The following is a 25,410-nucleotide window of genomic DNA, read 5'->3' as shown; positions in this document are numbered from 1 at the left end:
TAAACAGCATTATATGAATATAAAATAAAATAATAAAAGTATTAATATACAAGAGGGCAAGCGTTCGCTTGCCCTTATATTATTTAGCGTTTTCGCCATGCTTGTGTTGTTCTTTCAAGTAATTTACCGACGCCGATATAACTTATTTTCACCATTGCCGTTGTGATTAATAGCATCACGGCCATTGCTGCGGCAGGTCCTGTTTGCCCTGCTTCATCCATATTCAGTACAGAAACTGACGCAGGCATAGTATCTGTTGAATATAAAAATATAATTGCAGAGGTTGTTGTCATTGCATTCACGAACAAATAAACAAAAATATCAAGAATTGCTGGAGCACACACAGGTAAAGTAACTTTAAAGAATGCTTTATATTGTGGCAGTTTTAATGATGCCGAGATAGCTTCGATCTCTGCTGGTAATTGTTTTAATGCAGTAACTGCGGTCATATGACCTACGGTGTAATAATGCATTACAGTGTTAATGACCAGAATAGTAAGTGTGCCGTAAATAATAGTTAGCGGATTCGCGCTATTATTGAAAAAGAAAATATAACCTAAACCAAGTACCATTCCTGGAACTGCCATTGGAATAATTGCAAACATCTGTAGTAATTGACGAAGCGGGCCTAGGCAGCGCCCTTTTTCTATACAGTATGCACCAATGAAAATGGTTATTGTTCCGAAAACGGCAACCCACACGCCTAACTTAATCGAATTAAAATATGGCTCCCAACCTGATGCACTAAATTGTGAAAAGTTGTAATTATGAAGGCTAAGGGTGGTATTCCAAGGCCAAAATGTGACGAGTGAGCCGTAAATCGCCATACCAATAATCGCTATAATAACCAAGCAAATAGCGCTACAAAAAATAAAGCATAACCCATCTCGGATAAAGTTAGCTTGAGGTACATAAGCGATAGATCGAGAATCAAATAACCCTTTTTGTTTTTTCTGTACCCAACGATCAGCCGTAAAAGCAAGAATCGCTGGAACCAGTAACGCAACACTGGTTACCGCACCCATCGCAAAGTTTTGTTGGCCAACTACTTGTTTAAAGATATCGGTTGCCAGAATGTTATAGCTACCGCCGATAACTTTAGGTACTGAGAAATCACATACAACAAGTGTAAATACCACAATCAATGCACTTATCACGCCGTATTTTGCTCCTGGTAGCGTAACGATAAAAAAGGTTTTTAATGGCGAAGTATTAAGAGCTTTTGCTGCTTCGTATAGTCTTGCATCTGAGGTACGAAGAGACGTTTTGATGATCATCAAAGCATGAGGAAAACACCAGAAGGTTAAACCAATAGTTATGCCGATAGGGCCATAAACTGAGTGCCCCATTAGAAGATCTTTAGCAATCCCTTGATTACCTAATATATAGATTAAGCTGAGTGCTGGTAACAGAGAAGGTGCGAGGATTGGGGCTGTACCTAATATACTAAATAGTCCTTTGAGTGGCATACAACTACGGGTTAAAGCATATGCGTAACAAAAAGCAAATAGACCAACGAGAGAAGTTACAGTAACACCAATAAAGAGAGTGTTTCTGATTGATTGCCATACTGAAGAATATGAAAAATACTCCACAAAGTTGGCTAAACCAACAAATTGTCCAGCGTCGTTTTGCATACTCTTTTGAAGCATAGAAAAGAGTGGAGCAATAACAAAAATCCCCATCATTACCAAAAGTAAAATGAGTATGAGCGCGATAATAACGTTGTTCTTGGTAAAAGCATTTTTTAAAATTGCCAAACGCACATTAAGTGGTAGTGATGTTATTTGATGACGACTATTTGGAATTGTTTTAGCTGAAAGTAGAGAAGCCATAATCATTAATCCTTTAAAATTGTTAAATCACTGAGCTTTAAAAATGTGGGTATATTGCTGAGTGATATTCACGAAGAGGAAATGACCTTCCTTAATGGCAAGACGTCGTAGCTCTCTAATTGGTACATCGACTTTAATATTTTTAGCGGGGTTATAGCCTTGCATTCGACAATTTGCGCGAACGTAAGTACCTTGAAATTCTAAATCTTCAACTTGAACAGGGATCGAGGATGCTGATTGTTGATTATTTTCGGTGAAATGAATATCTTCTGGGCGCAGCCCTAATTCAATACGTTGCCCCCGATTAAGGTGTTCGTTCGGTGAAGGTCACAACGTTTCACCAATTCGGATTTTATCTTCACTCACAACAGATGCATCAATAAAGTTCATGCTACCAACGAACTCTGCGACAAAGCGTGAAGCGGGATTTTGATAGATTTCTTCAGGTGTACCAACTTGCTCAATGACACCGTGATTCATGACAACAATTCTGTCAGCCATTGATAGAGCTTCTTCTTGATCGTGAGTCACCATGATTGTGGTAATACCAAGTTTACGTTGAAGTTGGCAAATTTCATCACGAAGGTGTGTTCGTACTTTTGCATCTAATGCGGATAGAGGTTCATCGAGTAATAGTAACCCCGGTGATAAGGCGAGTGCGCGAGCCAGTGCAATACGTTGTTGTTGACCACCCGATAATTGGCTTGGGTACTTTTCTCCAGAATCTGGCAATCCAATAAGTTCTAACCAATATGTGACAATGTTACTTGCTGCTTGGTGAGATTTACCTTGGTTACGTAAGCCTAATGCAATATTTTCTGATACCGTTAGGTTTGGGAATAGAGCATAAGATTGAAATACTATACCGAAATCACGTTTTTCAGGCGCAAGGAAAGTCGTGTCTTTGCCATCTTGAATGATATGACCTGAGCTCGCGATATCCATGCCAGCAATGGCACGGAGTAAAGTTGTCTTACCGCAACCAGAGGGACCTAGAAAACAAATAAATTCCCCCTTATTGATAGTGAGGGAGATATTCTTTAAGGCAGTGAATTGGCCAAAATGCTTACAAAGCTTGTCAATTTGGAGATATGTACTCATGGTGATAACTCATTCTAATTGGTATATACCAAATTTAGTCTTCAAGAGTTACACTTCAATGACGTAAGTTTTACGCAAATAAGACAGTTTATATTTACGAAATATAAGGGAAAGGTCAGTATGTTATTGCAAAAAATATAAAAAAGGATGCTGACAGATTACAAATAGATACCTATTTAATCTATCAACACCCTTTAATATTATCGAGTTTTATTCAACGAATCACACAAGACCGACGGTAAAATGTAATCCGTAAAAAACACCACGGCCAATTAACTCAGCAATAAACATAACGATAAATGCGAGTACACCGAGTTTGGTTGTAAGTGAAGCTTTAAAGGCTGATGTTAGCCATAATCCAGCCGCAATAACCAATAAAGTTAAACGCGTAATTATTGAGCCTGAATAATTTGCTAAATGGCTAGCACCTGTTTGAATTGATGTCGTTATTTCAGCTATATCAACTAATTGCCACGCTGTAACAATGAGGTGTAGAGCGATTATGATTACGCCTAAGATGGCCAATTTTACATTTAGCTCACGGCTTGATGAGTTTGTGAAGTTAAGTAATACATATGCTAATAGTATTCCTGACATTAATACGGTGCCAATAAATTCAACATAAGTAAAACTACTGTTCCAAACTGGCACTGTATTTATCAAATAAACTTTCACCATTGCTGCCATAAAGTCAATACCAGCAATTGAAACAATAATACGAGCAAGCTTTAAAATAGACTCATTGGCGACTTTAAACAGATCGGCAAGCCAGTAAATTCCACCAAGAGCAAAAAATAGACTTCCCGTTAAAATCTCATTTGAAAGACCTGAATGTCCAACACGGTTTAATGCATTGAATGCACGTAATGGGCTGCCCAAGTGCATCGTTGAAGCTGCAAAACCAACGGCCATAAATGCCCATAAGATAAACATGCTCAGAACAAGAGGGCGACGTTGTTTAAATGTTGCTCCCATCGCAGATAGACGTGAAGCCATGATGATATAACTACCAACAGCTGTCTGTGCTAGAACGGTAAAGATGACTAAGGGTAATTCAGGATAAATCATGATTTAACCTCTCTAGGGTTTTGTAAAAATCCGCTAGTATCACCAACAGGTTTACCATTAGGATTTAACTTAATGATCAAATTCGGGTGCGTAATGCTTGAATCTGGTAACGGTGCACAATTTGCGTTACTACCATATTTTTTACGCAGTTCACTAATCTCACCAAATTCGATGGCACGCAGTGGACAACTATCAACACAAATAGGCATTAGCCCTTCAGCAACACGTTCAAAACAGCCGTCACACTTCGTCATGTGACCTTTTTCTTCACTGTATTGTGGTGCACCGTATGGACAAGCCATATGACAGTATTTACAACCAATGCAGACATCTTCGTTAACAACAACTAGACCATCTTCTTCACGCTTATGCATTGCACCGGATGGGCAAACTTTTGTACATGCAGGATCAGAACAGTGATTACATGAAATTGAAAGATAGTAAGAGAAAACATCTTGGCGAAAAACGCCGTTATTTTCACTCCAGTTACCACCAACATATTCATAAATACGGCGGAAGTTACGGTCTATACCTAGATCTTTATTATCTTTACATGAAAGCTGACAGGTTTTACAACCAGTACACTTACTGGAATCGATGTAAAAGCCATATTGTTTCTTAGGTGTCATTATGAAGCTCCCATGCTTTTCACTAGTTTAACTTCAACAAGGTTGGTATGAGATGGATTCGACTTTGCCAGTGGGCTAGGTCGGCTGGTGGTCAATACGTTAATTGAACCAGCTTGATCCACACCTTTACTGTTCGGAGAGTACCAAGCACCTTCGCCTAGTGCTGTAACATGCGGCATAATACGCGGTGTTACTTTCACACGAACATTCAATTCACCTTGTTTGCTTCTCACATTGACAAGATCACCATTTTTAATGCCGCGAACTTGTGCATCAATAGGGTTCATCCATAGCTCTTGTGGTGCTGCTGCTTTTAACAAAGCAACGTTGCCATAAGTGGAGTGGGCACGAGCTTTATAGTGGAAGCCAGTAAGTTGCAGTGGGTATTCTTTACGATCTTTTGAATCCCAACCATTAAAGGTGGAATGGTATTCAGGGATAGGCGTAATATGCTCATCACTGTCTAATTCCCATTCTTTAGCAATGGTCGCTAATTGCTCTGAATATATTTCAATTTTACCTGACGGTGTCGGCAATGGATTCGCTTCAGGGTTTGCTCGGAAATCTTCATAAGGAACATGTGGACGTTCAAATTGTTTTTTGTAGATCCCTTGCTTACGCATTGTGTCGTAATCTGGAAGATGCGGATCGTTGTTTTGTTTAACGGTTTCGGCATACATCCATTGTAACCATTCTTCTTGCGTACGACCTTCAGTAAAGGCTTTTTCAACACCCATACGCTTCGCTACACCCGTCATGATGTCGTAAATAGGTTTACATTCAAAGCGTGGTTTAATCGCTTGGCTGGCGAAAATAAAGTATGGCATTGATGCGGCTGCACCATCCATACAGAAGTCAGATTGTTCAGAGGTTGTACAATCAGGCAGCACAATATCGGCATATTTTGCAGATGATGTCATGTGATTATCGATAACAACAATCATCTCGCACGCTTTTTCATCTTGTAGGATGTCATGGGTACGATTGATATCAGAATGCTGGTTGATTAAACAGTTACCCGCATAATTCCAAATAAACTTAATTGGATTATTAAGCTTTTCAGCACCTAAAAGCCCATCCGTTTTATCTGTCATTTCATCAGCACGGAAAATAGCGTCCGTCCAAAGGAACATTGGAATGGCTGTTTTGATTGGGTTCTCTACTTTAGGAAAACGAACAAAAGGATAACTATGGTTTCCTTCACGAGCACCGGTACCACCACCTTGAAGGCCTACTTGCCCCCTAAGTAGAGATAACATCATGATCGCTTTACATGCTTGCTCACCATTAGCAGAGCGTTGTAAACCCCAACCTTGAGTAATATAAATACGATTAGAATTGCCAATTTCACGGGCTAATTTAATGATTATATCGCTTGGAATACCTGTAATAGGAGCAGCCCACTCTGGTGTTTTAGCTGTATTATCGTTGCCATTACCCAGGATATAATCTTTATAGCTACCATTTTTAGGTGCTGATGCTGGAAGGGTTTTCGCATCATAACCAACACAATATTTATCAAGGAAATCTTGGTCGACTTTGTTTTCGGTGATCAATACATGAGCAATGGCAGCGCACAATGCTGTATCAGTTCCATGTTTAATCGGAATCCATTGATCTTCTCGACCACCTGCGGTGTCTGTGTAACGAGGGTCAATACAAATAGTGCGAGTATGATTGATCTTTTGTCCATCAACGAAACTATGAACCTGACCACCACCAGACATACGTGTTTCAGCTGGATTATTACCAAACATGATACATAAGTCGGCATTTTGAACGTCATCAATACTGTTGTTATCAACAAATGAGCCGTAGAAGAATTCACTCATACGTTCAATATTTGCGGCAGAATAATCACCGTAATGGTTAAGGTAACCACCACATAGGTTCATCATTCGAGCAATTAACGTACTTGAAGGATCCCAACTTTTAGTAACAGTGCCACCAAGGGTACCTGTACCGTAATTTAGGTAAACAGCGTCATTTCCATACTCGTTAATGGTATGTTTAAGACTATTACCAATAATATCAAAAGCTTCATCCCAGCTAATACGTTGGAACTTACCTTCACCGCGTTTACCAATACGTTTTAATGGATATTTTAAGCGGTCGGGATTATACACGCGTTGGCGCATTGAACGTCCACGTAAACAAGCTCTGACTTGATGTGAATGGTTGAAAATGTCGTCGCCAGTATTATCTGTTTCAACATATTTTATTTCACCATCAACAACATGCATTCGTAAGGGGCATCGAGAACCACAGTTTACAGTACAAGATGACCAGATTATTTTTTCATTAGGCTGAGTAGGTGTTTCTTTTGCTAGTGCTTTTACGCTGGTGAATGGTAGGGACATTCCGCCAACACTCGCAGCTAATAAAGAGCCACTTTTCAATACATTACGTCGAGTAATGCTCAATGACTTTTTTAAGTTAGACACGATTTTTCCTTGGGACATTGCTTATTTGAAGCGCAATTATGCCTATTTGAAATGATCGTTTATTGTTTTGAGTCAATATATATAAAATGATTACAAAGTATTGTTATGCTGACGGTAGAATTAACAAATTGTGAGTTGTAATGTATAGCAGTGCTGATCTGAATAATATAAAAGTATTTAGTCGTGTTATTGGAGGGTTATTTTATTACCATCCAAGCCAATATGACGTTTCTGGTGTAAAAACCGTACTTACATTAGAAAATACGGGGTATACACAATTTGATGTCACAACTAATGCCTTTTTAAACACTGATTCAGATGTGTTAGCTGTTTGGCACGATGAGCTCTTCACCGGAGTCGGTGAAATGAAAGCACCGCCTTGGGGCTCGGTTTATTTAGATCGAGAGTCTGTTGTGTTTGGTGAATCGACTTTATCTTTTCGTGCTTTTTTAAAGCAATATGACATTGAATTTGAAGCTTGTCATAATGAACCAGAAGATCAATTTGGATTGATGTTGATGGTTGTTTCAAGCTTGATAGATGCAAAAGAGTTTGAAGCTGTTAAAGAGTTGCTCTCTGTTCATATATTGCCATGGGCAAGTCATTATTTAACGTTATTAGAACAAGCGGCACCAGAAGGCGCTTACCATCAGTTAGCATTATTAGGGCAAGAGTTTCTTGAGGTGCTTGCTGAAGAATTTGATGCTGAAGCAATTCCTTGCAAGATTTATTTTAATGCGTGAAGCTAAGCAATATAGTCGCCGAGAGTTATTTACCCGATTTGCCAGAACACAACCTCAGCTGATTCAAGAAAAAATCGTGATAAGTAATACTTGCGATAATATTTATGGATATTGTGAAAGTTGCAGTGACACTTGTCAGCAGCAAGCGATTACTTGGTTAGCTGAGAGTAAGCCTGTCGTTGATCATGAAAAATGCACGCTTTGTAAAGAATGCATAATTAGTTGCTATATTTCTTCAATCTCTATTAGTTAAAATTAATGCGTTATTCGCTTAAAAAGCCGAGCCTATGATAGGTTCGGCTTTTTAAACTTAGATTAATTAAGATTTTGGCTCAGATTTCGAATCAAACTTTTCAGACCATGTTCTTAGTACATCTTTTCGAGATGATGCCATTTTTGAGAAGTCCATTTTAACCATCGCTTTTTCAACATCAGGATAGTTTGGTACAGGTTTAGACTCTGCTTTACGACCTACGACCGGATAGAACTCGTTGTATAATTTGTTTGCATCCGCTGAAATCGACCAATCGACTAAGCGTTTTGCAGCATCAGATTTAGCATTAACAAGGCCTACAGCTTCCGCTTCCCAACCAACACCACCTTTAGGCATGATCACATCGATAGGAGCACCTTGTGATTTTAATGTTGCACCACGAATTGCCATAGATATACCGATAGCCACTTCACCTTGTGCCGCTTGAACACATGGCTTAGAGCCAGAGTGAGTGTAATGATCGATATTTTTATCAAGGTTTGCCATGTACTCCCAACCAGCTTTATCACCCATTGTTTGTAGCCATGCTGAAACCTGCATGTAACCAGTCCCCGAAGAAGCCGGGTTAGGCATTGCAATATGTCCTTTGTATTCAGGTTTTAGTAAATCTTGCCAAGATTCAGGTTTAGTTAAACCGAGTTTCTTTCCAACCACTTCGTTGTAACAAACCGCGTTAAAAAATGCATCGTTACCAAACCATGCTTTATTTGCTTGCGGGTCAATAAGAGAAGGACGAACTTGATCTAAACCTTTTGGAGAATACGGTTTTAAGATCCCGTTTTCTTTAAGTAATGCCATTGAAGATCCAGCCAAGCCCCAAACAACATCAGCGCGTGGTGCGTCTTTTTCAGCAAGTAATTTTGCAGTCATGATCCCTGTTGAATCACGTACCCATTTGATTTCGATATCTGGGTTAGCTTTTTCAAAACCATTTTTGAATTTCGCTAACATATCGGTTTCAAATGCACTGTATACCGTCAGTTCCTCTGCGGCAAAAGCATGTGTAGCTGAAAGTACTGAAATAGCAGCAAGAGGGGCTAGTATCCAACGGTTCTTCATTGTTGTATCTCCATGATTGATAAAATCTAACTCAATGTTGTAATTTTGGTATGTACCAGTTCCGAGCCATTACGATGCTAAGGGGGATTTATGACGCTTGGATGATTACTTTATTTCAATTTTAAGGCGGTTTTATGTGGCTTATATGACTAAACAGAGATAGGAGTTTTCTAATATGAATCTTTTATTAACTCTTTAGGTTGACCATTTACAGCTTGGTTTTTAACTCGTTATAGTTTTTTAACTGGTATAGTCCAAATGGAATTCAATATGGAAAACTCGACGAATCAATACTTGCTGTTAACACCTGGCCCTTTGACAACAACACCATCTGTCCGTGAGGCAATGTTAAAAGATTGGTGTACATGGGATGATGATTACAACAAGGATATTGTTGAAGTGATTCGCACTAAACTGGTGGAATTGGCTACACAATATAACGGCTACACATCAGTACTTATGCAAGGGAGTGGGAGCGCCTCAGTAGAAGCTACAATCGGCACAGCCATACCTGCTGATGGTAAATTATTAGTCATTAATAATGGCGCTTATGGCAAGCGTATTACTCAAATTTCTGAGTACTTAAACATCGCTCATCATGTTATTGAGTTAAGTGAAGTTGAACAGCCAGATCTTGAGCATATTGCGAATTTGTTGGATGCTGATACAGATATAACACATGTTGCTATGGTGCATTGTGAAACCACCACAGGTATGTTGAACCCGATTGAAGCGGTTTGTGATCTAATTAAATCGCGTAATAAGATCATGATCTTAGATGCAATGTCGAGTTTTGGTGGTATTCCAATGGATATTGGTGAACTTGGTGTTGATTTTATGATTAGTTCTGCCAATAAATGTATTCAAGGCGTGCCAGGGTTTGGCTTTGTTATTGCGAAAACTTCAGAATTAAAACAATGCCAAGGACGAGCACGATCATTATCGCTAGATCTATATGATCAATGGGATTGCATGGAGAAAAACCATGGTAAGTGGCGTTTTACCTCTCCAACGCATACCGTACGTGCTTTCTATCAAGCCATGTTAGAGCTAGAAGAAGAAGGTGGTGTTGAAGCACGTTATCAACGTTATCAATCGAATCAACGTTTGCTTGTGGATGGCATGGAATCATTAGGGTTCACGTGTTTACTACCTCAATCTCTTCATTCACCAATTATCACTTCATTTTACTCACCAGCATCACCAAATTACGATTTTAAAGAGTTTTATACTCAGTTGAAATCTTATGGTTTTGTTATTTATCCGGGGAAAGTTTCAAACGCTGATTGTTTCCGTATTGGTAATATTGGTGACGTTCATAACGATGATATTAGCCGTTTATTAGATGCAATTGCCCAAACCATGTTTTGGCAGAAGGCTATATCGTAATGAGTATTAATGCTGAACAAAACCTGCATCTTCGTTGTGAGGGCGATACCAATACTACTGAGGCTCGAAAACAGTGGTATCGAAACTTAAACTCACCGCAAACTGAAGCAATGTTAGAACAAGACAGCCAGTACTTTTTACATCAATCCATGTCTACACCTTGTATGAATGCGTTAGCGGCGGCCGACGGTATTTATATCGAAGATATCAATGGTAAACGTTACATGGACTTTCATGGCAATAACGTTCACCAGCTGGGCTATGGCCATCCTAAAGTGGTGGAAAGAATTCAACAACAATTGACTGAATTGCCTTTTGCTCCTCGCCGTTTTACTCATCAATCTGCGATAGATTGTGCAAAGAAATTAACAGAAATCGCTGGTGGAGAACTAGAGCGCGTGCTGTTTGCTCCAGGTGGAACATCTGTGGTTGGTATGGCACTAAAATTAGCCCGTATTATTACAGGTAATGCGAAAGTGATTTCGTTGTGGGATTCATTTCATGGCGCGTCCTTAGATGCCATATCAGTAGGTGGTGAAGCGTGTTTTCGTCAGGGGATGGGGCCATTAATGGCTGGCGTTGAGCGTATTCCACCACCGATTACCTATCGTGGCGCTTTTCCACGTGAAGATAATAGCGATTTACAATACGCCGATTACCTTGAATATGTCATTGAAAAAGAGGGTGGTGTTGGAGCGTTTATCGCAGAAGGGATACGTAATACTGATGTGCAAGTGCCTTCAAAAGCCTACTGGCAACGTATACGTGAAATATGTGACAAACACAATGTCTTGCTGATCATTGATGATATTCCAAATGGTATGGGAAGAACTGGTCACTGGTTTAGCTATCAAGCTTTTGGAATAGAACCTGATATTCTATGCATTGGTAAAGGTTTAGGTGGTGGTGTTGTGCCATTTGCCGCTTTAATTACTAAAGATAAATATAACCAAGCTGCTGATATTTCATTGGGTCACTATACCCATGAGAAAAGTCCGATAGGTTGTGCCGCTGCGCTTGCGACCATTGATGTCATCGAATCTGAAAAGCTATTAGCTAAAGTAAAGCAAGATCAAGATTATGTATCTGAACGTTTATTTCAAATGAAAAAATCTTATTCCGTCATTGGCGATATAAGAGGTATAGGATTGTTATGGGGGATTGAGCTTGTCACCAATCGCCTTACTAAAACCCGTGCCCATGATGCCGCTGAACAAGTGCTATACCGATGCTTAGAGTTAGGTCTTAGTTTTAAAGTCTCGCAAGGTAACGTGTTGCAATTAAGCCCCCCACTGATTATCAAGCGTAAAGATCTTGCCCGTGCATTAGATATTGTGGAACAAGCTATTAGTGAAGTCATTATTAACTAAATTGATGTGAAAAATTAAAAGGATAGAAAATGAAACAGATTAAGGGTGTAATTTTTGATTTAGCTGGAACAGTGGTTGATTTTGGTTCATTTGCACCAACCACTATCTTTGTAGAGGCATTTCGACGTGGTTTTGACTTTGATATTTCATTGCAAGAAGCCCGTGTACCAATGGGGCTAGGGAAGTGGGATCACATTAAGTCAGTCGGTGAATTACCAGCAGTTGCAGAGCGCTGGTACGCACAGTTTGGTCGTAAAATGGAAGAATCAGACATTGATACGATTTATGAAACGTTTATGCCATTACAAATTGCAAAAGTTGGTGAGCATGCTGATTTAATTCCAAGTACAGAAAGTGTTGTGTCTATGTTACGTGAGCAAGGTATTAAAATAGGTGCGTGCACTGGCTATCCTCGCGCAGTTCTTGACGCATTACTACCTGCTTTAAATGCTAATGGCTTTGTACCTGACTGTGTTGTCGCAACAGACGACCTAGCTGTCGGTGGTCGTCCAGCAGCCTTTATGGCACTAAAAAACATGCTAGAACTAGGACTTGGTGATGTTTCAACTTGTATTAAAGTGGATGACTCAGTACCAGGTATTAGTGAAGGGTTAAATGCAGGAATGTGGACTGTAGCCTTATTATTATCTGGTAACGAGGCTGGTCTAACTCAAGAGCAATTTGAATCTGCCAATACTGACACTTTAAATGCGGCACGTGAAAAAGCGCAGAAAGCGTTTAGTCATTCTGGTGCCCACTATCAAATTGATACCATAGCAGATTTACCTAGAGTAGTGGCTGATATTAACCTTCGTCTTGCACAAGGTGAAAAGCCATAGCAGACAATAATTTAATATGATGAATAAATAAAAAGGGATGCATTTAGCATCCCTTTTTAAATTAAAGATAATGTAATTACGAAAAGGACGGATTACCTTAATAAAAATAAGGTTAAATTGTAATGTTTCATTATTACCATCACTTGGTATATACCAAAAAAGGAAGGAATAATGAAATATTTAGCTTTATTCGTAGGGGCACTATGTTCTGCTAACGCAAATTCATTTGAAATTGATATTCATAATGATACTGATAACAACACACTAATCCCATATATTAATCAAGTACCAGACAGCACATATGGCGGAATAAAAGCACATAGTAAACAAAATTATAGTGATACTACGCCTTGTTTAAAAGATTTTTAAAGGAATACGATTTTGGTAATGTATCCATTTATAATCAGTCAAATAATGAATTTATTCAGTGTGAAAAATTTGTTTTAACCGATAAACATAAAATATCTATTACTAATAATAATGGAAAAATTATATGTAAACTACATCCAGTATCAAAAAATGGTGACCCAGTAGAGTTAGTAAAAATAGTAAAAGATGGTAATAATAATTTAAAAAATACTCATGATGAAATTACCATGTATCAGGATGTTGGTATATACAAATACGATGACAGTGAAGGAAGTGTAACATTTGATAAAGAGGGTAATTTTATTTTACCTGAAAAGAACTATGTTAAATTTTATTCACATGATATTCCTGGCAAGGTTACAGTTTCATTTGGATTTAAGGTAAATAATCAAGATTCAGAAGGATCAGTAAAACTATATAATGGAATTAGAACATTATATATAGATAAAAATAATAATTTAATTTTAGAAAATGGTGAGTTTAAAAAAGAGATAATATACCAAGGGGTAGAAAATAATGTATGGAAAAATATTATTATAACCCGTACAGATAATAATTTACAAGCTTATTTAGATGGTAAGTTAATCTATAGCAACGAAGTGAGTTACCAAAATGGTGGATATACAATAATAGGTTCTGGAGAAAACAAAGTTTCATTATCAATAAGTAAGTTTAGATTATTTAATGGTCATATTACTTCAAATCAAGCAAAAGCCATATCAGAATATGATCTAAGAAGCTCAACAAATGAAACTCCTGTTTTTCATCCATTACCTTCAAGGCAAATCAAAAATGTAGAATTAAAACCAGTTCTAAGTTGGTCTACGCATGAGGCTCTACAGCCTGAAAACATTACATACCATATTGAAGTTTCAAAAAATAAAAACTTTAAAAATGTTGTATTTCAGAAGGATACGGATGATAAGCATGTTAAAGTCCATAAAGGTTTAGAATCGAATACAACCTATTACTGGAGGGTTAGTTATGACAATCAAGTTAGTGATACTTTTGAATTTACAACTCGTAAAGACGGAAATAAATTATATCATATGCAAAAAAACTCTTTAACTCTTATGGAGTTTAATATTTGGGGGATTGATGATCGAGGAACAAATGCTGCTCCTAAATATGGTTCTAAATATGTCGCGGAAGTAATTGAAAACGCTGGAGCTGATGTTGCTGTATTAACTGAAGGTAGATTAAATGCTAAAGCAGTTGCTGAAGAGTTAGGATGGTATTATGTTGAGCATGATGATTTTAGCAAATATGCTCCAGGAGTAGTATCTCGATTTAAAATTGAATCAATTGATACAACTAACTCGCGCACTTTATCATTAAAGCTTCATGATAAAAATTTTAATCGCCATTATAGCTTAGGTGTGATACACCCTAGTTCATCAGCAAACTATAACTCTTGGGATGCGGCTGTTACTCAAGCATTTAATAATGAATTATGGACTAACATTCAAAATGAAGAAAAAGAATCAAAATTAAAAGTGTTGAATGTTGTAGTGGATAAATTATTTATAAATAAAGATGATAAAACATCAGATCTTATTGTTGGTGATTTTAATACAGTAATGAGTGGAGAGTTTATTAAAGACTCTGAATTTGAAACTATCAGAACCTATGCAGGACAAAAATTTTTAATGTCTAGTAAGTTAATGGATGATATGGATTTTAAAGATTCATATAGAGAAGTTCATCCAAATGTAAAAGAAATTCCTGGGTACACGTATTCTTGGTTTTATCAACAAGATAAGCAAAAAGGTGGTAGAATTGATCATATTATGTATCGTAACAATAAAAATTTAAAATATAAATTAAAACCAATTAACAGTTATGTGACGCATTATCACCCTGTTACCTGGGTTTCAGATCACAGCGCAGTAGTAACGAAGTTTAAAATTGTTAATAATAAATAATTTTAATTAAACAAGAAGCCACGTTATAGCGTGGCTTTTTATTATATTAAATTTATATTTCAATTCTTTATTGTTATTAAAACGTCATACAAATATTTTATTGTTTCTTTAATGGTATATACCAATTAAGGAAGTTGTAGGGTATGCATAATAGTAGTCATTTCCAACCATTTTGGTTTTCAGAAGCATTAAAGAAAAAATCAGATAATACAGTTACTTCACTTAAACACGATATTCAAACGGATGTATGTATTGTTGGAGGAGGTTACACTGGATTATGGACCGCTATTCAACTAAAGAAACAGCAGCCGAATCTCGACATTGTGATTATAGATAAAGGGTTATGTGGTAGTGGTGCATCTGGTCGAAATGGGGGGTGTATGCTGACATGGTCAACTAAATATTCCTCTATGAAGAAACTATACGGTGAAGAGGAAGCGGTAAAACTTGTACAGGCATCTGAACGTGCTGTTTATGAAATCGCTGATTTTTGTGAAGAAAATAATATTGATGCTGACCTACGTCTTAATGGCACTTTATATACAGCAACAAATAAAGCACAGCAAGGTGCTATGGAAGGTGTACTTGAACAACTATCTAAACATGAAGTGAATAGTTGGCAAGAGTGGCAACATGATAGGGTACAGCAAGAAGCTGGCTCTAAACTACATTGTGAAGGGTTTTATTCACCAGCAGCTGCAAGCGTACAACCTGCGTTATTAGCGCGTGGGCTTAAACGTGTTGCTGAAAACATGGGGATTAAGATTTATGAAAATACCCCCATGGAAAATATCAGCACAGAGGTTCCAGTTACAATCACGACTCCAGAAGCCGATATTTTTACCAAGAAAGTTGTACTTGCGTTAAATGCATGGATGCTTGAGCAATTTCCGCAATTTAAACGAAATGTTGTTTTGGTTAGCTCTGATATGGCGATTACTCAGCCAATTCCTGAAAAGCTTAATGATATGGGGCTAAAAGATGGTAAAACCGTTATCGACTCACGTATCTTTGTTCATTATTATCGCTCTACGTCCGAAGGGCGTTTAATGTTGGGTAAAGGAGGAAATTATTTCTCCTATGGTAATAAAATCAGAAAAGTATTCGATTCACCAAGTCGTTATAGCAAGCTGTTACGACGATCATTTAACAAGCTTTTTCCAAACCTTAAAGAAGAAAAATTTGCTGCGACATGGACTGGCGCATCGGATCGTTCAACTACGGGCTTACCATTCTTCGGTCAATTGGATGGCAATAAAGATATTGTTTATGGTTTAGGCTATTCGGGAAATGGAGTGGCACAAACTTGGATTGGTGGGCAAATATTATCTTCATTGGTACTCGAACAGCAGAATGAGTGGAGCCAAAGTGGTCTTACTTCAGGGCCTAAAGGTAGTTTTCCGCCAGAACCTATTCGATGGTGTGGTGCGATGATGGTGCGTAACGCAATTCGTCGAAAGGAGTGCGCCGAAGATAATGGTAAATCGCCTTTTTGGTTAGATAAGCAATTAGCAAAATTTGCTAATGCAGCTGGTAAAGCGGATAAGGCTTGATACATAGAGTAAATAAGAAAAAGGCTTGTTCTAATGAGTTTTTAAGAACAAGCCTTTATTTGTTTATACTTTTAAAAGATTTAGCCTGCAGCGACGTTGTCTTCAGGGTATCTAAGCAAGGTTGGTTTAGGACGAGCTAACATGTATGCCAAGGTTAGTGGGCCTAAACGACCGATAATCATGACTACTATCATGATGTATTTACCGGGTTCAGATAAGGTTGCAGTTAAACCAGCAGTAACGCCTACGGTTGCAAATGCTGAAATGGTTTCAAACATTACCTCATAGAACGGCGCTTTTTCAGTGATCATTAAGGCAAACATTGCAATGGTAAGTACAATGCCACTAACAACAATGATAGCTAATGATTTTGTCACCGTTTGGTTTGAAATTGTGCGCTTAAATAGCACTACACGATCACGTTGTTTTAAGAATGACCATGTTGCCAAAACGGCTACGACAAAGGTTGATACCTTAATCCCACCACCTGTAGATGTTGAACCTGCACCTACAAGCATTAATAACATCATGACTAACATAGTTGGTTCAGTAAACTGACTAATATCTATACTGTTGAAACCGGCTGTACGTGCCGTAGCAGATTGGAAAAAGGCTGCTAGCCATTGTCCTGACTGATTAAGTGGCCCTAAAGTATGGCTATTATGGTGCTCTAAAAGCCAAATCATTATGGTACCGACAAATAATAGGATCGGGGTTGCAATTATCATTATTTTTGAATGCAAAGATAAAAAGTGGAACCCTCGATGAGCATTTCGTCTAATGTCAGAGATAACAGTAAAGCCTAAACCACCCAATATGAATAGTGATGAAATCGTAATGATAACGAGTGGATCATCAACATAACGCGTTAAGCTATCAGAGAATAAAGAAAAACCAGCATTGTTAAAGGCTGAAATTGAATGGAAAACAGCAAAGAATAAACCTTGCTCCCAACCCATCTGAGGTACCCATCGTAGCGACAGAAAAAATATACCGATCAATTCACAAATAAGCACAAAAATAATGATGTGTTTTACAAGGCGGCGAATATTTGTGAATTTATCTTGTCCTAATTGTTCTTTCGTTAATGCTTGTTGACGAAGACTTAACCGCAAGCCAAACATGTAAAGTAAAACGGCAGACAATGTCATTTGTCCTAAACCGCCAATTTGCATGAGTAGCATTAATAATACTTTACCACTAATAGAAAAATGTGAGCCTGTATCAACTACACCTAAACCAGTTACACTGATTGCAGAGGTCGCAGTAAATAGGGCATCAACAAAACTCAGCCCTGAAACTGAAAATGCCGGTAATGTAAGTAGGATTGCTGCTGGTATTAAAATGGCTAAAAAACTAAGAATGATGATCTTAGGTTCAGACCATCTTTTCTTACGGTTGTCAGTTTTGATAGGGACATACATGCCCCTGTTTGGAATGAAACTCATAGCTTTCTTAAAGTCTCATTTAATATTTTTTCAGGGCCTGTGATAATTAAAATATCACCAACTTGTAATTCAGTGCTTGGATCAGGATCTTTACGTACTTCAGGACCTCGTTTTAGTGCTAATATTTGGGTTGCACTATGAGAGCCACATGGGTGTTCAGAAATTTTACGTCCCATATTTTTTGCCGTAACGACTACTTCAGCGAGTGAAATACCACTGCCGAGTTCAGAGAACTCAAAAATTCGTTTATCTAACATATTGCGAGCTATACGAATACCCATATCGCGTTCTGGGCGTATGATCTTATCAGCTCCAATTTTTGATAAGATCTTGCTATGGGATATATCTTTTGCTTTTACCCACACAGTTTTTACTCCAGCCTCTTTTAAAAGAAGGGTGGTAAGAATACTGGCATTAACATCTTCACCTATTGCCACCATAACAAGATCATAATCATCCAATTTCAGTTCAGAAATGGTGGCTTCATTTGAACAATCTGCAACAACAGCTTGAGTTGCGACATCAGCCGCTTTACGCACACAGGTTTCATCAAGATCGATAGCAAGTACTTGAGCACCGCGTTCGCTAAGTTCTTGACAAAGTGACATGCCAAATCTGCCAAGACCAATAACGGCAAATTGTTTATCTTCAGGATTCATTGTTTTTCCCCAAACTGTTTTAGTGTAGCGTTTTAATTGTCTTGCGGTTGATTCAAAATACATTTTATTAAAATATTGTAATGATTATGCAGGTAAATGAAAATTCCATTTTTATCAAATTTCTTTAACTTTACAGTCATTACATATTTCCAATCTCAAAGAGAGACCGTGAATACTGCTAGGATTTTTTTTGTAATACAAGTTGAAAATACTCACATGAATTTTCTTATCTCATAAAAATTACATTATTTTTATGTAAGGTTATGATTTAAAGCTATTTTTTTCATGGTTCTGAGATGACTTTCAAATAAAGTAATCTTATTTTTAGTACAAATTTCATAAAATTGAAAGTTTATGAGTAACTATAAGCTCTTACAGTCAGCGATTGGAGAAAATTTGTTTAGGTAAGCCTATTGTAAATAACGATCTTCTGTTGTTTTTCGTGAACAACAACACATGTTTTATTATGGTAATAGAGCACTTTACCAGTCCCATGTTCGTGAGCTTGCTCTTTTCGATGGTAGGTCTCTGATAATAAATCCCTATTCCATGTGTTTTTGGGAAATTGCAAAGTAAAATTGTCTGAAATGAAGTCGTAACTTGTTTCATTTATAGGATTCAACATTCCGCTATATTCATACACAATAACATGGTGGTCATTTCCTCCCTTATTCACGATTGTACTTTTGAATGAGTAGCCATCAATTTTTAAATTTCTCTCAGTAATAACTGGGCTATTATCCAAGCTTTTTTTTATTTCGTAGGCAGACCAAAAGCCATCGATAAGAGTGGAGTATTTATAATTAATATAATGCCCTACAGAGAAAGCAAAAATAAAAAATGAAGTTATCAATAATAAGTAGTATTTATTCACAATTTTAACACTCTATCCAACTCTGAAAGTAAAAGCTTTGATGATAATTTGTTAACAACATGGCTCTTTATACTAACGTTTTCATCTTTTAGTACAGAAAAAGTAACATCATTTTCATTTTCAAAATAAAACAGAGTGATATCTTGACTATTTATTTTCTTTAAATGGGCTAAAATATTACTAGTAATATGATTATGAATATTATTAATTATCTTAATTGTGTGACCATTATTATTGATGCTATAAATATCTAAATTTTTATCGATATATTCACGCTTAGGAGTATGAGATAATATATAAACAGAAGTGATAATTAAAAAAACAGATAAAGTAACGAAAAGTTTCTTAAAAATTCCATAATCACACCTGTCGTTCTCTCTATACTTGAAATATACAATATTACTAAAAGATAGCAAAATTGTGGCGTCATTTTTGTTACTATTAATTAACTTCTGTATTTTTTTAATATTTTTTTTAACGACATCTTCAATGTGCATTTTATCTAGGTAACATCTCCCTTTAATTTTATTAACATTAATAAATTTGTTTTTATTTTTTAGTAGATATTGAAGAATTTTAACTTCATTAAAATCAAGAGTTACTTCACGGTTATCTATTCGAATAAGATTTAATTTAGGATAAAACGTTGCTTTGCCAATAGTGTATTTCATTACATCTTTGTATTTTGCCGAATGGTATTAGTTAAAATGAGCAATAAATCATATCATAGGCACAATTCTTTTCAATATTCTGACACAATTAAAAACAATCATTTTTAATTGTTAGCAGAATTTTAATTATTATCAATGGTTTGAATGTTTACCTTTAAATTTATTATATAACTTAGAGGAAAGTAAATATAAAACCTATTATTGGCCTTAAAAGACTGACTGTTAGTCAAGAGTACTCCTTGTATGTACTAACAGATTAAAAGTTAATGTTTTAATCTGAAATTCATTGCTTTTTTAGGAGGCATTTGTGAAATGATTAGTATTTAATAGCTAATATTCATTTATAAGTTAGGAATGTTTGGTATGTAATAAGTAAAATTATATAGTTATACATCTTGAGCTATCGCTAAAAAATCTCTGATTTTATAGTAAACATGAGAAAGGTTAGTTATCTCTTACTATTCATCATTTAAATGATTATTCAATAATTTTTCATCAAGTAAGCCTAGTATAAATGATAATAGATTGCTGCTTTTTCAGTTCGATGACACTAGCATTATCGTCATAATAGATTACTCTTCCCACTTGGGGATCATTAATTTTATGCATTCGTCGATATAGCTCTGACAGGTCATTACTATACCAATTGCTTGATGAAAAATGTATTGAAAATCGATTTGGCGAAAAATAGTAATGATTATCAACAGCAGAATTTAACTTCCCACTGTACTCATAAACCATGATGTGATTATCATTACCTCCTTTATTTGTTATTGTACTTTTAAATAAATAGTTCTCTATTTTTAAATTTCTTTCGGTTATGTTTGGTTTTGTATTCTCACTTTTCTGAATTTTATACGAGTGCCAGAAGCCATTCATACTTGTTAAATCTTTAAGGTTTATATAATAACCAATTGAAATTATTAATAAAAAAAATGAACTTGTCATGAGTGTAAAATAGCGTTTCATGATTTCAATACTCTATCTAATTCTTTGCAGAGTAATTTTTCATCTGACTTATTAATAACATAACTCTTACTTTTGTTTTTGTTAATAATTGAAAATGTAATACCTTGAGAGCTTTCAAAATAAAAAACCTTTAAATCTTCGTTAATTGATTTGAGATGCTCTATAAAAGACATGTTAATTTTGTTGTGAACATTATTAAAAATATTAATGACATGATGATTAGATTTAATTTTATATATATCTATACTCTTATCTACATACTCACGTTTTGGAGCATAATAAATAAAACTAAGAGAAAAAAACATAAAAATTAGTGATAAAATCAAGCAACAATTTTTTGCTAATCTTCCATCACCTGAATCAGAACCAGATGACTTTAAATAAACGATTCCAAAAAAAGAAATTAAAACAGTGTTATTATTATAACTATTAATTAGCTTTTTTATATTATTTATTGTTTTTTTTACAGTGTAAACGGTATTACAATTACCAGGAAGACAAGTACGTTTTATCTTATTTATTGTTGTAAATTTATTAGCATTTTCAATTAAGTGATTGATAATTATGCTTTCATTGAAGTCGAGTGTGATTTCTTTGTTATCTATTTTAATTAAGTTTAATTTAGGGTAGAAAGATGCTCTACCAATATTATAAATCATTCTTGTTCTTTAATCTTACGATATTTCTTAAAAATATATACTAATTGAAAAACAATTAAAATTATATACCTCAGAGGGATTCTCACAGTAATTTAACATACACTATTCCTATTTACTAACTAGCTACATGCGTTCATATTTTTGTGAATTTAAACAATAATTTATTGATTTTTAATGCTTGGTGGTTAAATTATGGTTTCAAGTTGTTGTAAGCTTGTGTTGATATTGTTTTTTTATATTGATAAATGTGAGTTATGTTTTGGTGATATTACCGACTGTTTTAGTAAGATTACTTTTAGTCATAGTGTGATAACTAAAAGTTGTTTGATATTAATATATTTATAAAATAAAATTTTATTAGTTTTGTAAATTCAAAATTTAATATTTTTTTGTTTTATTTCGCCATTTATTTAAAAATAATGAGGTATATTTTGGTGTCAAAAGAAAAATGGGTCTCATTTTTATTATCTGTAATATGTGGCTTTACCGTTGCTAATATATATTATATTCAATCGATTGTACCTATCGTTATGAATGATTTACATATATCATATTATATGATATCTATGATTTATACTATATCTTTAACTGGTAATGTATTATCACTCATATTTATAACCCCTTTAGGTGATTTTTTTGATAGGAAATATATAATTAGTATATTATTTTTAATATTATCCCTTTCCTGTCTGTTCTTGTTTTTTTCTACTAATATTTATGAGATTTATATTTGTTCATTTTTTCTCGGTATTGGTGTTTGTATTATTCCAATCACTATCGCATATATTAGTACTCATGTGGATTTTGGAATAAAGTATATTGGTAAAATAATGTCAGGTGTATTGCTAGGTGCTCTATCATCGCGTTTTTTATCGAGTTTATTTACCTCAATTTGGAACTGGAGAAGTATTTATTTATTCTCATCTATAATGATGATCGTTTCATTATTTGCAATTCAAAAAATACTTCCACAAGAGTGTAAACGAAACAGTAAAGAAGGATTTAAATATATTAATATTGTTGTAAATAGTTTTTCTTTTTTGTTTAAAGATAAGAATGTAAGAATTTATAGTATATATGGATTTATGGTAATGGCTGTATTTTCTTCTTTTTGGAATAATATATCAATATATCTATCAGATAACTTCTCATTAAATCAAATTTATATTGGTTTGTTCTCTTTAACTGGCGTAGCTGGAGTTTCCGTTTCTATTTTTTCAAATAGTATATTAAAAAAATAAGATATAATGGTAAACCCCTTTTTCTTATATTAGTTATAACATTTGTTATATTGTATGAAAGTCAAAATAATATAATTGTTCTTGCTATTGGCTCAATCGTAATTGATGCTATGATTCAGCTTATACACGTTAATAATCAATCTAATATATATAAAAATTGTAATGGGAATGAATCTCAGGCAGCAAGTTGTTATATGACTTCATTTATATTAGGTGGGATTTTTGGTTCTAAAATTTCATCTTTTTTATATGTTAATCATGGTTGGTTATCTGTTTGTATCATGTGTGTTGTAATAGGTTTTGTTGGATTTGTATCATTCAATAAAAAACAAATATGCTTTAAAGAGTTAGATGATTTTGAAAAGTTAGGGTGATACCTAGAAATTTAGTATGGTTATTATTTCACAAAACGAGTAGCAGGAACTTAATTCCTGCTACTTATAGTTATTCCAAATTGTCGAAATCAGTTTTATCTATTAGAAAAGGGGTATTGAGTAAATAAGATTGACTGACAAAATGCTCAGCAAGCGTTTTTACTGTGTGTAAGTATTGTTCAAAATCCTCTTGATGTTGTTGGCTGATATGCTGCGTCAAAATAAGTTGGCATAGTTCACCAGTAATCGAATGAGAAACTTGTTCAACAAGTTTATATGTCGCTTGCTTTGATAGTTGAAAACCTTCATCAATATCTTGGTTAACGATTACTCGACTAAATACAAGATCGAGACTTTTGGCGATATCTTCTTGCGTTGTAAATGCGTTAATGAGTGATGTGATTTGTTGAATAGATAAAGCAGATATGACCATTTCACATTCAGTATTAAATGTATTTTCAACCAATTCAGTTGTTTCTTTCTGAGTGATATGGGTAAGTGTTCCACGCCTATTGGCCGCTCTAATAGCAAAGTCGTGTTGTGATTGACGAACAACCTCAGTTAGTTTCTGACTTATTTGATCTAAATCCTGAAAGCTGACATTAGACCCATAATAGCATTGCTTGCTAATGGTATTGAGAGATTCCCCTTGAAATGATTGTAGAAGTAGATAGAGCGTGTAAGTGATCTTATTTTGAAAGATACACGCACTTTTCTTTGCACTATGGCTGTTAGATGACTGATTCAATGCCATAGTGGTTAGGATTTGCTGTACAGCACTTTGAACTTCGAGTTCTAGGCTGGCAGTTTCACATAACCTTGTGCTCATAAGCGTACTCCTTTAACGCTATTACTCTTTAAGCATGATACAAAATTATACGAATTTCACGTTTTAAACGTTTAAATGTGACTAATATTGCCGTTAATGCTTGTTTTTATGAAGAAAATAGCGAATTACGACATTTTCACTAGGAATAAATACCTGTTTTTATTATGCATTTTGGGTGGCATTATAATTTACTCAAAATCTGCCGTATTCTTTAATCGTTTTTCTACACTACAAAAGGATTTATATGAAGGGCTTTCAGCTTTGTGAGTATTTAATTAACCGTGGATGAAAAATCATACTAAGTGCAAAAATCAGCTAAAGGGGATTATCACCAGTATTGAGGTCTGTACGGTGTATGCTGAAGTGACTGCTGAAAAAGGGGCCGTCCTTATGATTAAAACTTCAAGTGTGATGGTAACTAAAAATTAGATGCGAAAATAAGATTACTATATTTAGCGATTAGATACAGCAACCTTATAATTTGATTATGTAGTTGATAAGAGCGATTAATCGTGATTTTTGTAAGCTGTTAACATTCTAATTTATTAACTAGTGCTAATAATCGCTCATTTAAATCATCATTCATGAATTTGTTTTTTTCTAGATCAAAGTTCTGATAGAAGCTAGGTATAGATAATGATCCTACAACCTCGGCAGCAAAATAAGGTGCAGAGGTAACAGCACTATCTAATACGTTTGCAGCACCACCAGGGCCCGGAGAAGTCGCTAGCATGAGTACAGGTTTATTTTGGAATACTTTCTGATCTATACGTGAGGTCCAATCGAAAATATTCTTATAAGCCGATGTAAATGACCCGTTATATTCTGCAAATGAAATTAAGATAGCGTCTGCTTGACCAATTTTGTCGAATAATAGTTTTGCTTGTTCTGGAATACCTGAATTATTTTCACGATCGATACTATAAATAGCCATTTCAAAATCATTAAGATCTAAAACTTCTACGTCATCGCTATTAGATTGTGATGCTGCATAAGTCACTAATGCACGGTTTATAGAGTGTTGGCTGTTAGATGCCGAAAAAGCAAGTAGTTTCATTTTTAAACCCTCAAATCCAAAAGTATTTTTA

The 25,410-nt window shown here is 35.4% G+C and carries 22 protein-coding genes and 1 pseudogene; 10 read left to right on the top strand and 13 right to left on the bottom strand.

Annotated elements, in window-relative coordinates; all coding sequences use genetic code 11:
- Nucleotides 1-83: 83 nt before the first annotated feature.
- The 5 genes and pseudogenes from SKA34_RS02580 to SKA34_RS02560 form a co-directional block, all read right to left on the bottom strand.
- Nucleotides 84-1,835 carry a putative 2-aminoethylphosphonate ABC transporter permease subunit gene (locus SKA34_RS02580; RefSeq protein WP_006643942.1) on the bottom strand — a complete coding sequence of 584 codons (1,752 nt, stop codon included), beginning with the start codon at nucleotides 1,833-1,835 and terminating at the stop codon, nucleotides 84-86.
- Between the two features lie 27 nt (nucleotides 1,836-1,862).
- A pseudogene (locus SKA34_RS02575) lies at nucleotides 1,863-2,942 on the bottom strand (putative 2-aminoethylphosphonate ABC transporter ATP-binding protein).
- Nucleotides 2,943-3,158: 216 nt separating this feature from the next.
- Nucleotides 3,159-4,004 (bottom strand): DmsC/YnfH family molybdoenzyme membrane anchor subunit, encoded by an 846-nt coding sequence (locus SKA34_RS02570; RefSeq protein WP_006643939.1) that lies wholly within the window; start codon nucleotides 4,002-4,004, stop codon nucleotides 3,159-3,161.
- Entirely contained in the window at nucleotides 4,001-4,633 is a 633-nt protein-coding gene (locus tag SKA34_RS02565) for a DMSO/selenate family reductase complex B subunit (protein WP_006643938.1), read from the bottom strand. Before SKA34_RS02565 ends, SKA34_RS02570 begins: the two co-directional genes overlap by 4 nt.
- Nucleotides 4,633-7,095 carry a DmsA/YnfE/YnfF family dimethyl sulfoxide reductase gene (locus SKA34_RS02560; protein ID WP_050764773.1) on the bottom strand — a complete coding sequence of 821 codons (2,463 nt, stop codon included), beginning with the start codon at nucleotides 7,093-7,095 and terminating at the stop codon, nucleotides 4,633-4,635. The genes SKA34_RS02565 and SKA34_RS02560 overlap by 1 nt, the downstream gene beginning before the upstream one ends.
- Nucleotides 7,096-7,217: 122 nt before the next feature.
- On the opposite strand from SKA34_RS02560, the gene SKA34_RS02555 reads away from it, so the two are divergent.
- Both SKA34_RS02555 and SKA34_RS02550 read left to right on the top strand, forming a co-directional pair.
- Nucleotides 7,218-7,820 (top strand): molecular chaperone TorD family protein, encoded by a 603-nt coding sequence (locus SKA34_RS02555; protein ID WP_006643936.1) that lies wholly within the window; start codon nucleotides 7,218-7,220, stop codon nucleotides 7,818-7,820.
- Nucleotides 7,780-8,073 (top strand): ferredoxin, encoded by a 294-nt coding sequence (locus SKA34_RS02550; RefSeq protein WP_232284201.1) that lies wholly within the window; start codon nucleotides 7,780-7,782, stop codon nucleotides 8,071-8,073. Before SKA34_RS02555 ends, SKA34_RS02550 begins: the two co-directional genes overlap by 41 nt.
- Nucleotides 8,074-8,139: 66 nt before the next feature.
- On the opposite strand, the gene SKA34_RS02545 is transcribed toward SKA34_RS02550, so the two are convergent.
- Complete coding sequence (locus tag SKA34_RS02545; RefSeq protein ID WP_006643934.1) at nucleotides 8,140-9,153, bottom strand: putative 2-aminoethylphosphonate ABC transporter substrate-binding protein; 1,014 nt, start codon at nucleotides 9,151-9,153, stop codon at nucleotides 8,140-8,142.
- Nucleotides 9,154-9,411: 258 nt separating this feature from the next.
- On the opposite strand from SKA34_RS02545, the gene phnW reads away from it, so the two are divergent.
- From phnW to SKA34_RS02515, 6 genes are all read left to right on the top strand, one after another.
- A complete protein-coding gene (gene phnW / locus SKA34_RS02540) occupies nucleotides 9,412-10,542 on the top strand; it encodes a 2-aminoethylphosphonate--pyruvate transaminase (RefSeq protein WP_039859610.1) in 1,131 nt (376 codons plus the stop codon).
- Nucleotides 10,542-11,912: an aspartate aminotransferase family protein gene (locus tag SKA34_RS02535; RefSeq protein WP_006643932.1), complete on the top strand. Its 1,371-nt coding sequence runs from the start codon at nucleotides 10,542-10,544 to the stop codon at nucleotides 11,910-11,912. The genes phnW and SKA34_RS02535 overlap by 1 nt, the downstream gene beginning before the upstream one ends.
- Nucleotides 11,913-11,941: 29 nt before the next feature.
- Nucleotides 11,942-12,751 (top strand): phosphonoacetaldehyde hydrolase, encoded by an 810-nt coding sequence (phnX, locus tag SKA34_RS02530; RefSeq protein ID WP_006643931.1) that lies wholly within the window; start codon nucleotides 11,942-11,944, stop codon nucleotides 12,749-12,751.
- A 171-nt stretch (nucleotides 12,752-12,922) separates the two neighbouring features.
- On the top strand, nucleotides 12,923-13,120 hold the full coding sequence (locus SKA34_RS02525; RefSeq protein WP_006643930.1) for a hypothetical protein: 198 nt from the start codon (nucleotides 12,923-12,925) through the stop codon (nucleotides 13,118-13,120).
- Entirely contained in the window at nucleotides 13,102-15,045 is a 1,944-nt protein-coding gene (locus tag SKA34_RS02520; RefSeq protein ID WP_006643929.1) for an endonuclease/exonuclease/phosphatase family protein, read from the top strand. The genes SKA34_RS02525 and SKA34_RS02520 overlap by 19 nt, the downstream gene beginning before the upstream one ends.
- A gap of 143 nt (nucleotides 15,046-15,188) precedes the next feature.
- A complete protein-coding gene (locus SKA34_RS02515; protein ID WP_006643928.1) occupies nucleotides 15,189-16,598 on the top strand; it encodes an FAD-dependent oxidoreductase in 1,410 nt (469 codons plus the stop codon).
- Nucleotides 16,599-16,678: 80 nt separating this feature from the next.
- Here SKA34_RS02515 and SKA34_RS02510 read toward each other — a convergent pair whose 3' ends face one another.
- From SKA34_RS02510 to SKA34_RS02485, 5 genes are all read right to left on the bottom strand, one after another.
- Nucleotides 16,679-18,022 (bottom strand): TrkH family potassium uptake protein, encoded by a 1,344-nt coding sequence (locus SKA34_RS02510; RefSeq protein ID WP_232284252.1) that lies wholly within the window; start codon nucleotides 18,020-18,022, stop codon nucleotides 16,679-16,681.
- Nucleotides 18,023-18,042: 20 nt separating this feature from the next.
- Nucleotides 18,043-18,705 (bottom strand): TrkA family potassium uptake protein, encoded by a 663-nt coding sequence (locus SKA34_RS02505; RefSeq protein ID WP_039859609.1) that lies wholly within the window; start codon nucleotides 18,703-18,705, stop codon nucleotides 18,043-18,045.
- A 400-nt stretch (nucleotides 18,706-19,105) separates the two neighbouring features.
- Nucleotides 19,106-19,579, bottom strand: a complete 474-nt coding sequence (locus tag SKA34_RS02500) for a hypothetical protein (RefSeq protein WP_006643925.1) — start codon at nucleotides 19,577-19,579, stop codon at nucleotides 19,106-19,108.
- Nucleotides 19,576-20,250, bottom strand: a complete 675-nt coding sequence (locus SKA34_RS02495; RefSeq protein ID WP_006643924.1) for a hypothetical protein — start codon at nucleotides 20,248-20,250, stop codon at nucleotides 19,576-19,578. The genes SKA34_RS02500 and SKA34_RS02495 overlap by 4 nt, the downstream gene beginning before the upstream one ends.
- A 965-nt stretch (nucleotides 20,251-21,215) precedes the next feature.
- A complete protein-coding gene (locus tag SKA34_RS02485) occupies nucleotides 21,216-21,878 on the bottom strand; it encodes a hypothetical protein (RefSeq protein ID WP_006643922.1) in 663 nt (220 codons plus the stop codon).
- Between the two features lie 434 nt (nucleotides 21,879-22,312).
- Here SKA34_RS02485 and SKA34_RS02480 point away from each other — a divergent pair, with 434 nt between their 5' ends.
- Both SKA34_RS02480 and SKA34_RS02475 read left to right on the top strand, forming a co-directional pair.
- Nucleotides 22,313-23,119 carry an MFS transporter gene (locus SKA34_RS02480; protein WP_006643921.1) on the top strand — a complete coding sequence of 269 codons (807 nt, stop codon included), beginning with the start codon at nucleotides 22,313-22,315 and terminating at the stop codon, nucleotides 23,117-23,119.
- A gap of 50 nt (nucleotides 23,120-23,169) precedes the next feature.
- Nucleotides 23,170-23,493 (top strand): hypothetical protein, encoded by a 324-nt coding sequence (locus tag SKA34_RS02475; protein ID WP_006643920.1) that lies wholly within the window; start codon nucleotides 23,170-23,172, stop codon nucleotides 23,491-23,493.
- A 70-nt stretch (nucleotides 23,494-23,563) separates the two neighbouring features.
- Here the strand turns inward: SKA34_RS02475 and SKA34_RS02470 are convergent, their stop codons facing one another.
- The gene (locus SKA34_RS02470; RefSeq protein WP_006643919.1) at nucleotides 23,564-24,322 is read right to left on the bottom strand and encodes a hypothetical protein; all 759 of its coding nucleotides are present in this window, start codon (nucleotides 24,320-24,322) and stop codon (nucleotides 23,564-23,566) included.
- Between the two features lie 529 nt (nucleotides 24,323-24,851).
- The gene (locus SKA34_RS02465; protein ID WP_006643917.1) at nucleotides 24,852-25,379 is read right to left on the bottom strand and encodes an NADPH-dependent FMN reductase; all 528 of its coding nucleotides are present in this window, start codon (nucleotides 25,377-25,379) and stop codon (nucleotides 24,852-24,854) included.
- Nucleotides 25,380-25,410 lie beyond the last annotated feature (31 nt).

Origin of the sequence: Photobacterium sp. SKA34 (assembly GCF_000153325.1) — a bacterium.
Taxonomy (GTDB): domain Bacteria; phylum Pseudomonadota; class Gammaproteobacteria; order Enterobacterales; family Vibrionaceae; genus Photobacterium.
This window is presented reverse-complemented; position numbering and strand designations above follow the sequence as displayed.

What these genes read in the sequence shown, in the direction of transcription:
- phnX (WP_006643931.1), top strand. Translation starts at nt 11,942, where the DNA reads ATGAAACAGATTAAGGGTGTAATTTTTGATTTAGCTGGAACAGTGGTT.
- SKA34_RS02510 (WP_232284252.1), bottom strand. Translation starts at nt 18,022, where the DNA reads ATGTATGTCCCTATCAAAACTGACAACCGTAAGAAAAGATGGTCTGAA.
- SKA34_RS02570 (WP_006643939.1), bottom strand. Translation starts at nt 4,004, where the DNA reads ATGATTTATCCTGAATTACCCTTAGTCATCTTTACCGTTCTAGCACAG.
- SKA34_RS02485 (WP_006643922.1), bottom strand. Translation starts at nt 21,878, where the DNA reads ATGATTTATAATATTGGTAGAGCATCTTTCTACCCTAAATTAAACTTA.
- SKA34_RS02505 (WP_039859609.1), bottom strand. Translation starts at nt 18,705, where the DNA reads ATGAATCCTGAAGATAAACAATTTGCCGTTATTGGTCTTGGCAGATTT.
- SKA34_RS02525 (WP_006643930.1), top strand. Translation starts at nt 12,923, where the DNA reads ATGAAATATTTAGCTTTATTCGTAGGGGCACTATGTTCTGCTAACGCA.
- SKA34_RS02515 (WP_006643928.1), top strand. Translation starts at nt 15,189, where the DNA reads ATGCATAATAGTAGTCATTTCCAACCATTTTGGTTTTCAGAAGCATTA.
- SKA34_RS02470 (WP_006643919.1), bottom strand. Translation starts at nt 24,322, where the DNA reads ATGAGCACAAGGTTATGTGAAACTGCCAGCCTAGAACTCGAAGTTCAA.
- SKA34_RS02565 (WP_006643938.1), bottom strand. Translation starts at nt 4,633, where the DNA reads ATGACACCTAAGAAACAATATGGCTTTTACATCGATTCCAGTAAGTGT.
- SKA34_RS02560 (WP_050764773.1), bottom strand. Translation starts at nt 7,095, where the DNA reads ATGTCCCAAGGAAAAATCGTGTCTAACTTAAAAAAGTCATTGAGCATT.
- SKA34_RS02555 (WP_006643936.1), top strand. Translation starts at nt 7,218, where the DNA reads ATGTATAGCAGTGCTGATCTGAATAATATAAAAGTATTTAGTCGTGTT.
- SKA34_RS02545 (WP_006643934.1), bottom strand. Translation starts at nt 9,153, where the DNA reads ATGAAGAACCGTTGGATACTAGCCCCTCTTGCTGCTATTTCAGTACTT.
- SKA34_RS02580 (WP_006643942.1), bottom strand. Translation starts at nt 1,835, where the DNA reads ATGGCTTCTCTACTTTCAGCTAAAACAATTCCAAATAGTCGTCATCAA.
- SKA34_RS02535 (WP_006643932.1), top strand. Translation starts at nt 10,542, where the DNA reads ATGAGTATTAATGCTGAACAAAACCTGCATCTTCGTTGTGAGGGCGAT.
- SKA34_RS02550 (WP_232284201.1), top strand. Translation starts at nt 7,780, where the DNA reads ATGCTGAAGCAATTCCTTGCAAGATTTATTTTAATGCGTGAAGCTAAG.
- SKA34_RS02465 (WP_006643917.1), bottom strand. Translation starts at nt 25,379, where the DNA reads ATGAAACTACTTGCTTTTTCGGCATCTAACAGCCAACACTCTATAAAC.
- phnW (WP_039859610.1), top strand. Translation starts at nt 9,412, where the DNA reads ATGGAATTCAATATGGAAAACTCGACGAATCAATACTTGCTGTTAACA.
- SKA34_RS02495 (WP_006643924.1), bottom strand. Translation starts at nt 20,250, where the DNA reads ATGAAATACACTATTGGCAAAGCAACGTTTTATCCTAAATTAAATCTT.